This is a genomic window from Deltaproteobacteria bacterium (assembly GCA_003696105.1).
Lineage (GTDB): Bacteria > Myxococcota_A > Polyangia > Haliangiales > J016 > J016.
Genome location: RFGE01000361.1, coordinates 1 through 8,499 on the forward strand (window position 1 = coordinate 1; position 8,499 = coordinate 8,499).

Below are 8,499 nucleotides of genomic sequence, written 5' to 3' on the forward strand. Positions count from 1 at the left end.
CGGGACGTCGCCGTAGCCGACGCGGCCGCATGGACGCGGGCTCGGGTGCGCGCGGCGCCCGAGCCCGCCGTCCGCTCACCCCCGCGCGCCCGACGTGACGCGCGGGTGGCGGGCGAGGTCGCGGTGCGTGGCGACGTCGCGGAAGCCGGCGCCGGCGAGGTGTGCGGCGACCGCGCCGGCCTGATCGGCCGCGTGTTCGAGCGCGATCGCGCCGCCGGCCGCGAGGTGGGCGGGCGCGGCGGCGACGAGCCGCGCGATGACGGCCAGCCCGTCGGCACCGCCGTCGAGCGCGAGCCGCGGTTCGCGCCGCACGTCGGCGGGCAGCTGCGCCAGTTCGGCCGTCGGGATGTAGGGCAAGTTGGCGACGATGAGGTCGAACGCGTCGCCGGCCGGCAACGCCGCGGTCAGGTCGCCGCGGGCGAGCGACACGCGGCCGCCGACCCCGTGGCGGTCGACGTTGCGCGCGGCGACGGCCAGCGCGGCGTCGGACACGTCGGTGGCGACGACCGACGCGCGCGGCAGCTCGCGGGCGAGCGCGATGGCGACCGCCCCGGAGCCGGTGCCGATGTCCGCGATGCGCACCTCGGCGTCGGCCCGCGCCCCTCGCCCGCCGACGCGCGCGTCGACGAGGTCGAGCGCCACCTGTACGAGGGTCTCGGTGTCCGGCCGCGGTACGAGGACGTCCGGCGTGACCGCCAGCGGCACCGACCAGAACTCGCGCTCGCCGACCAGGTACGCGACCGGCTCGCCGGCGAGGCGCCGTCGGATCAGCCCGCGGTAGGCGGCCAGTTCGCCGGCCGCCAGCGGCTTGTCGAACGCCGTGTACAGCGCGACGCGGTCGCAGCGCAACACGTGCGCGAGCAACACCTGCGCGTCGAGGCGCGCCGACGCGATGCCGGCCTCGGCGAACCGGCGGGTGGTCCAGTCGAGCACGGCCAGCGGGGTCCACGTCCGTTCGGGCATGCGGCGCCGGGGGTGTACCACAGGCGGGCGCGGGCCGCCGCGCCGGGGCGGCCGGCCGCTGGCCGTGCCCGCCGCCGCGCGCGCCGCGGCTGGTATAGTCGCGGCCGCCGAACCAGCTTCCAACCCGGGAGTCGACATGCTCGCACTGCGCATGCGCCAGAAGGAGTCGGAGTTTTACTTCGTGAGCTACCCGGCGGCCGACCTGCTGCCGAAGGTCCGCTTCGTCACTCGGTTCTACGGCGACCGCGGCCAACAGGTCGGCGGCCAGCGCCGCAAGGAGCCGGACGACGTCGAGCGGTTCGTCCAGGCGATCGAGGGCAACGCGAAGGCGTTTCAGCGCGAACTCAACCGGCGCAAGGTGCGCCAGATCCGCGACTTCTACCGCAACGAGACGCGCCAGCCGCTGGTGCCCGGCGCGGTGCTGTTGTACACGTCCGAGACGCTCCGATTCGACCCGCTCGGCCAGTATCAGCGCGTCGGCGACCTGGCCGAGCCGTCTGAGCCGTTTTTGATCATCGACGGCCAGCACCGCCTCGCCGGCCTGCACTTCTACCTGCAGGACCCGGACGCGGACCGGCAGATCGAGGTTCCGTGCGTCGTGTTCGACGGCAAGACGGCGGACTTCGCCACCGAGATGTTCGTCATCATCAACTCGACCCACACCCGGATCAACAAGTCGCACCTGGTCGACCTGTACGAAAAGATCGAGTGGGGGACCGACCCGGAAAAGAAGTACGCGGCGAGCCTCGTGCGCGCGCTGTACGAGGAGTCCGACTCGCCGGTTCGCTACCACATCAGCATGCTCGGCGGACGCGCCCAGGGCGAGATGTGGATCAACCAGGCGCAGCTTTTCGGCGAGGTCCATCGCCTCGTGCGCCGCGACGAGGTCGCGCCGTTCATCCGCGACGGTCGCGGCTACAATCGCCGGCGCGGGTATGCGTTCGTGCGCGACGTGCTGCGCGCCGCCCGCGCCGCGTTCGGCGACGCGTGGGGCGACAACAAGCGCTACATGGTCACACGCGACGTGACGCTCAAGGCGCTCGTCCGCATCGCCGGCGACGTCGCGAGCGCCGCCGATGCGCTCGGCATCGAGCCGGGCGACGCCATCGAAGGCGTGCTCCGCGATCGCTTCGCGCCGTGGTCCGACCACGTCCGCGAGTTCCAGCGCGATGGCTTCTACGAGCGGTTCCCCGCCCGCGGCCAGGCCGAGCGGGTCGACCGCATCCGCCGCCACCTGCGCAAGCTCGCTCGCCTCGGCGGCTGAGCGGCCGGCGGCTCACACGCCGAGAAACAGCCGATTGCCGAAGTTCGGCTCGAGTTCGGAGTCGAAAATCTTTTGCGCGGCGGCGTCGATGTCGTACTCGACGCGGCGAAACTCGAACGTCTTGGCGTCCGTGTCGTAGATCGTGTAGCTGGCGCGGTTGTCGTAGTCGCGCGGCTGGCCGACGGAGCCGACGCTGATGATGTACTTGTGGCCGGGCCGGATCTCGAAGGTCGGCGCGACCACCTCGAACACCTCGGTCGGGGTGAGCGCGAACGCCTTGCACAGGTGGGAGTGCCCGATGAACGTGACCGTGCCCAACTCGTCCCAGATGTCGTGGCACTGCGCCGCCTGCTCCTGCGAGAAGATGTACTCGAACTCCTCGAGGTTGACCGGCGAGCCGTGGCAAAACAGCAAATCGTCCTGCTTGCGCGAGTACGGCAGCGACTTGAGCCACGCCATGTTCTCGGGGGACAGCTGCTTGGCGTGCAGATCCAACGCATTGCGCGCCGCGTCGTAATAGTACGAGTAGTCCATGCGGCCGGCGACCGCGGCGTCGTGGTTGCCGAGGATCGTGAACGCGGCGAGCTCGCGGATGATGTCGCAGCACTCGTTGGGGGACGCGCCGTATCCCACCGTGTCGCCCAGGCACACGTACTGGTCGATGCGCTCGGATTCATAGGCGCGAACGACGGCGGTGAGCGCCTCGATGTTCGCGTGCGTGTCAGAAAAGATGCCGATGCGCATCCGGTTCCCCGGCAGTCTACCACGGGGCCACCCTGCTCCGCTCGGCGGCGCACTGCCTTCGCCGCCGCCGGTCGCGCGACGGTCGACGGCGCGGCCGGATGCGTCACGTCGGAATCAGGTCGCGCTCGTCCAGCACCTCGGCGTCCGCCTCGATGAGATCGGCCTCGTCGAGCAACAGCGCATCGTCGTCGTCGGGGACACCGTCGCGGTTCATCGCCTCGAAGAACTTGCGCGAGAAGGCGCGATTGACGGTCTGGTCGCGCGGCGCCTCCGGGCCGCGGACGGTTCGGTCGTCGCTGCCGGCCAGCGGCGCCAACTCGAGCGCGTGACGCGCGACGCCCGCAGCCACCGGATCGCGGCCGCGCGACAGCGTCTCGACCGGATCGCGACCGCCGCGCGCGGCCACGTGCGCGAGCGCCCACGCCAACCGCTCGCGGCCTCGGTCGTCCTGGTCGCGCAGGCGCGCGACGAGCGACATGACCGCCGAGCCGCCGAACTCGCCCACCGCCCGGGCGATCTCGCGCCAGATCTCGGTCGGCTCCGCCAACAGCAGGTCGCACACCGCCTCGATCCCCGCCTCGGTCTTGAGCACGCCGAGCGCGAGCGCGCAGCCATGGCGGATGAACGCCTTGCCGCTGAGCAACCCGGCGATGAGCGCGTCCTCGGCGGCGGCGCCGTAGCGCACGACGTTGCCGAGCACCGCGACGGCCTCGGCGCGCGTCATGTCCTCGAGCGCCCGGAACGTCGGCGCGATGCCCGCCGGGTCGCCGCGCGTCGCCAACTCCACCGCCGCGTCGCGCCGCCGGCGCGGGTCGGACAGGGCGTCGATCAACTCGGGCACGGACATCGCCGCCGGCGCGATGACCTGTTGCGCCGCCGGCGCCGGCTGGCCGGGCCGCGCAGCGGGCGCGGCGGACGCGTCTGCGCCGATCGTGCCGGCGACCACCGCCGGCGCGGCAGCACTGCGGCCGGGGTCGACCTCGTCGAGCGCCCGCCAGTTTTCGGCGATTGCCTCCGGCGACAGGCCCGGCGCCCCGGCGTCGACCGTCCGCTGGAACGCGGCGCGCAGCCGGCCGACGAGTTCCCGGCGCGAACGCGCGGCTCCGGCGCTCACCGCGATCTGAGCGAGCGCGGTGCCGGGCCACAGCCCGACGTCCACCGCCCGCAGCACCACCTGTGTGCGAAGCGCATTCCACTGCGCCAGCGGCTCGCCCCACACCAGCACGAGCAGCTCTTCGAGTTCCGGCGCGGAGAACCGCGCGACCAGGTCGAGCGCGGCGCGCACCTGGCCGGGGGTGTCGAGCGCGGCGAGTTGGTCGCGGCGAAACAGCGCGCGCTCCGGCCGCGACCGGCCGGTGCGATCGAAGTCCGGATCGCTCCACATGAGACTCGCGCGGGTAAACGAACGATCGATTTCCGGGATCGACAACAGGTGGTTTTCCGCGACCGCGAGCGCATAGCGCACGTTGTCGGCGAGATCGGCGGTCACCCGGCGGCGTTGCACCGGCAGGTACTCTCGGTCGAACAGGTGCAGCTCGAACGAAAACTCGCGACCGAGCGCGCTCAAGACCGCGCGATCGCCGTCGTCGGCGATGTCGAACACGAACGCGAACGCGGTGTCGAGCTTGTCCTCGGGCGCCACCGACAGCGCGATGAGCGGGTACGTCGGCAGTTTGTGCACCTGCAACCACGGCCGCGCGCCCGCGGCCATCATCACCTCGAGTTCCTCTGCCGTCGCGCTCGCGGCCAACCGCACTCCACTGCCGTCGACGTACTTGAGGTCGGGCTCGCGCGAGACGATCCAGCGCTCGATGACCACGTCGGTCGCGCCGCCGACGGTCGTCGCCTCCAGATCGGTCGGCACGCGATCGGTCGGCCCGTGGTCCGGCGGAACCTCGTCCTCCTCCTCCTCGACGATCTGGTCGGCGGACACCTCCGGGATCGCCGCCTGCCGCGCCGTCGCCACGTCGACGTCGTCGTCGCTGGCGACCACGACCACCCGGCGGCTGTCGACCGCGCCGCCGCCCGGATCGGTCCCTTCCCGCTCGAGCTCGGCCAGCTCCCGCTTGCTCATCAGCTCGAGCGGATTGGTCTCGACCTCGACGTGCCACGGGGTCGGCGCCGGCAGCGGCGTGCCGTCCGGGTCCGGCGACGCGGGCGCCAGCGGCGACGGGTCGACGCGCGGCGACGGTGCGGACACGGCCGGCGGGCGCGCCTCCGGAGGTGCGGGCGCGGCCGGGCCCGGCGGGCGCGCGGCCGCCACGGTCGGAGGCGGCGACGGGTCGCGCTTCGCGGCGGCGCGCTCGGCGCGCGCCTGCAGCTCCTGGTTGCGGCGCTCGAGGTCCGCGACGACGCGCTCGAGTTCGGCGCGCTCCGCGCGGAAGGCGCGCTCGTCCTCCTCGAGCCGGGCGCGGCGGGCCGACAGCTCCCGCTCGAGTTCGATCGCCTTGGCCTCCCGCTCGGCGCGGTCGGCGCGCTCGGCCAGGTAATCCGCCAGGCCGTCGGAGCCGAACACGACCGCGAAGTCGCGCACGTAGGCCGGCACCTCGTACTCGCAGTCGTCGGCGAGTTCGGCGAGCAGGTCGGCGCGCTCGATCAGCTCGCGATGGCGCGCCGACTCCGGCAGAACGAGCGCGAAGATGCGCGCGTCCGGATCGTGGTAGACGACCGGGACGTGAACCGGCGCCGGATCCCGGTCGCCGCAGCGCGCGAAGTTCACGCCCGCGGTGCGCAGCCGCCGCGCCAGGTCCGGATGCGTGCGCGCGTTGACACAGCGATAGACCTCGATGGGAACGGCCGTGCCATCCGGGCACGAGTACAGCAACCGCTCGGTCCGGGTCTGGCCGACCGAGCCGCGGTATTCCCCTCCGTGGGCCCCCCTGGGCATCGTTCGATCGTTACCACAGACGTGTGGCTGCGCGCACCCGTCCCGACCCCGCCCGCTTCGCCCGCGGACGGTTCGCCGCGGCGCCCCGCCGCTTGACCGCGCCGCCGCGCGTGGCACCATGGCGCCGATGAACCCGGACACGCCGCGCGAGATCGACGAGTACGCGCAAAACCTCGTCGAGTACGTCGAGCGAGCCCTCGGCGTGCGGCTCGACTACGCCAGCGAGACCCTCCCGGTGCTCGACCACTACGTCCGCCAGGTGCCGACCGACCACCCCGGCGCCCGCGCGCTGGTGATCGCCACGGCCGGCGCGTACTACGGCGAGGTCGTCCGCGCGCGCGTCGGCGGCTCGTGGGTGGAGCACGGCGAGCCGGGGAACTGGCGCCTGGTGCTGCCGGGCGGCCTGTCGTTTTCGCCGGCCGGTTTCGTCGCCGCGGCGATCGCGGGCGGCGAGGTGGACGACTACGACACCGGCTTCGACGCGCCGCCGAAGATGCGGCACCACTTCGAGGCCGCGCTCGACGCGATGGCGCCGATGACCGAGCGCGAGTACTACTCGCTGTCGACCCGGTTCGACACGATCGAGCACTTGCAAGACGTCGTGCTCGCGCGCGCGGCGGCCGAAAAGGCCAAGGGCCGCCGCGAGTGACGTCGCGGCGGCCGGAGGCCGGACGCGGGCACGTCAGAAGGCGTAGCCGAACCGGAGGTATCCGTTGACGAACGCCGGATCGTCCGAGCCCCCCGCGTCGCGCGCCAGGTTGCGACCGGCGCCGGTGGCCACGGCCAGGTTGAAGCCGCCGTCCCACATCCAGTGCCAGCCGACGAGCACCTGCGGGCCGTACACCGTGTCGGTGTCGTCGCGGCAGTCCGCGCAGCCGTACGCCTCGTACTCGTAGTTCGAGCGAATCTCGCGCCACAGAATGCCCGCCTCGAGGAATGGCCCCTGGTACGTGCGCCGCAGGTACAGCGGCGCGGACACCGATAGTTCGAGCCCGGTCACCGGGCTGTCGATCAAGTCATACAGGGTCACGTCAGCGCGCAGCGCGACATGGTCGCTCACCCCGTAGCTGGCCGACGCGCCGAAGATGCCGACGATCCAGCCGAGGGGGTTGATCTGCACGTTCGTGCGCCGGAACGAGTAGTAGTACTCGTTGTGCTCGCCAACCTTGACCGGCACGCCGTTGATCTGCGACAGGTCCGAGCGCGCGCCCGGGGCGGGCGGCGCCGCGGGCGGCGCGACGCTGGGCTGAGCGGCGGCTGCGGCGGGGGCGAGGGCGAGAGCCAGGGCGGTGACGATCGAGGGGCGGAGAGTCATGCCCCGTGGCAGAGCACGGCGCGTGCCAGCGCCCAACGCCGCGACGTCCCGTCGGCCGGCACGCCGATCGCGGTCGAAACCTGACACCGCTGTCACGAAATCGCCGCCGCGAGACGAATCGCACGCACGCCGGGCCCCGCACCGGCAGACGCCGAGCCGCCGCACAGCGGGCCAGCCGGCCCCTCGACACCGGCCCCGGCCCGGCCGGTCCCGCGAGGCGGCGGCGCCCCCTGCGGCCGGATCGCCTCCCGGCGTCAGCGCACCGGCCGCGGGGTCCCGAACCGCACGTTGCCGTCCTTGTCGACGACCGTAACGGGGATGGCGAGTTTCTGCCCCTGCGGGTTGGTCGCGACGCACTCGAACGACGCGCCCGGCTCGGCGAGCCGGAACCGCTGGCCGCAGTCGACGGCCGCGTCGACGCCGGTGGCGGATTTGAGCCGGTCGACGAGCCCCGCCTGGACCGTCTCCGCCGTCACGATCGCCTGCGAGAACCCGAACGTCACGCTGCCGCTGTCGTCCGTCTGGACGACGTGGACCGGCGCGGCGAGGTCCCCGACGTGCACCGTGCAGTCGAACTCGTGGCCGCTGCGCAGCGGGATGTCGTCGGGGCACTCGACGCGGTCCGGCTCCACCCCGAGTCGCTGCTTCGCGAACGCCGACAGCGCCTTCGTCAACTTCTTGCCGTTGAGCCGGTTGCCGCACGACGCGTGGAACGTACACGCCGACGCGATGCAGACGACCACCCACGGACCGAGACGTCGCACCCCCCAGTTCATGGGCCCATGATAACGCAACGCCCCGGCGCCCGGCGGCGCCCGCGGCGGCTTTTCGGCGCGCGCCCTATGGGCCGGTGTCGCCCGCGGCTCCGGCCGCGCCCGGCTGGCCGGCCGACGGGCCGCCCGCGCCGCCCGCGCCCGACGCCAGGGTCGCGTCGACGACCGCGGGATCGCCGCCGACCGCGAACACCGCGTACGACGGGCCGCCCGCGCCGCCGCCGCCGTGGCCGCCCCGGCCGCCCGCGCCGCCGCGCCCGCCGTTGCCGCCGCCGCCGACCTCGCCCGTGCAATGCCGGCCGCCCGCGCCGCCCGCGCCGCCCGCGCCGCCCGCGCCGCCGTCGCCGCCCGCGCCGCCCGCGCCGCCGTCGCCGCTGGTCACGGCGCTCGCGTCGATGCGCGCCCCCGGGGAGTCGACCAGGAACACGCCGAACGAGCCGCCGCCGGGCCCGCCGCCGCCGCCGGGCTCGCCGCCACAACCGCCGCCGCCGCCGCCGCCGCCGCCGTTGCCGGAGCCGTCGTTGACGAACAGACCGCCCTGGCCGCCGCCGCC

7 protein-coding genes and 1 pseudogene are annotated in these 8,499 nt (G+C 73.6%); 3 read left to right on the forward strand and 5 right to left on the reverse strand.

What is annotated here, in order from left to right; all coding sequences use genetic code 11:
- Positions 1-75: 75 nt before the first annotated feature.
- Complete coding sequence (gene prmC, locus D6689_22485) at positions 76-1,116, reverse strand: peptide chain release factor N(5)-glutamine methyltransferase (GenBank protein RMH36452.1); 1,041 nt, start codon at positions 1,114-1,116, stop codon at positions 76-78.
- Between prmC and D6689_22490 the strand changes: the two genes are divergently transcribed.
- Positions 809-2,227, forward strand: coding sequence for a DGQHR domain-containing protein (locus D6689_22490; protein RMH36446.1), 1,419 nt, complete (start codon positions 809-811; stop codon positions 2,225-2,227). The genes prmC and D6689_22490 overlap by 308 nt on opposite strands.
- Before the next feature lie 12 nt (positions 2,228-2,239).
- Here the strand turns inward: D6689_22490 and D6689_22495 are convergent, their stop codons facing one another.
- Positions 2,240-2,971, reverse strand: a complete 732-nt coding sequence (locus D6689_22495) for a metallophosphoesterase (protein ID RMH36447.1) — start codon at positions 2,969-2,971, stop codon at positions 2,240-2,242.
- A gap of 103 nt (positions 2,972-3,074) precedes the next feature.
- The gene (locus tag D6689_22500) at positions 3,075-5,858 is read right to left on the reverse strand and encodes a hypothetical protein (protein RMH36448.1); all 2,784 of its coding nucleotides are present in this window, start codon (positions 5,856-5,858) and stop codon (positions 3,075-3,077) included.
- A 127-nt stretch (positions 5,859-5,985) separates the two neighbouring features.
- Here D6689_22500 and D6689_22505 point away from each other — a divergent pair, with 127 nt between their 5' ends.
- Positions 5,986-6,507 (forward strand): hypothetical protein, encoded by a 522-nt coding sequence (locus D6689_22505; GenBank protein ID RMH36449.1) that lies wholly within the window; start codon positions 5,986-5,988, stop codon positions 6,505-6,507.
- A 33-nt stretch (positions 6,508-6,540) separates the two neighbouring features.
- Here the strand turns inward: D6689_22505 and D6689_22510 are convergent, their stop codons facing one another.
- Positions 6,541-7,173 (reverse strand): hypothetical protein, encoded by a 633-nt coding sequence (locus D6689_22510; GenBank protein ID RMH36450.1) that lies wholly within the window; start codon positions 7,171-7,173, stop codon positions 6,541-6,543.
- Positions 7,174-7,427: 254 nt separating this feature from the next.
- Positions 7,428-7,949: a DUF4333 domain-containing protein gene (locus D6689_22515; GenBank protein ID RMH36451.1), complete on the reverse strand. Its 522-nt coding sequence runs from the start codon at positions 7,947-7,949 to the stop codon at positions 7,428-7,430.
- A gap of 203 nt (positions 7,950-8,152) precedes the next feature.
- On the opposite strand from D6689_22515, the pseudogene D6689_22520 reads away from it, so the two are divergent.
- Positions 8,153-8,499: pseudogene (locus D6689_22520) on the forward strand (3-hydroxyacyl-CoA dehydrogenase).

Bases quoted from the DNA above. Each gene is read 5' to 3' on its own strand.
- prmC (RMH36452.1), bottom strand. From the start codon at position 1,116: ATGCGCAGTGCGAGCATGTCGACTCCCGGGTTGGAAGCTGGTTCGGCG.
- D6689_22495 (RMH36447.1), bottom strand. From the start codon at position 2,971: ATGCGCATCGGCATCTTTTCTGACACGCACGCGAACATCGAGGCGCTC.
- D6689_22500 (RMH36448.1), bottom strand. From the start codon at position 5,858: ATGCCCAGGGGGGCCCACGGAGGGGAATACCGCGGCTCGGTCGGCCAG.
- D6689_22505 (RMH36449.1), top strand. From the start codon at position 5,986: ATGAACCCGGACACGCCGCGCGAGATCGACGAGTACGCGCAAAACCTC.
- D6689_22510 (RMH36450.1), bottom strand. From the start codon at position 7,173: ATGACTCTCCGCCCCTCGATCGTCACCGCCCTGGCTCTCGCCCTCGCC.
- D6689_22515 (RMH36451.1), bottom strand. From the start codon at position 7,949: ATGAACTGGGGGGTGCGACGTCTCGGTCCGTGGGTGGTCGTCTGCATC.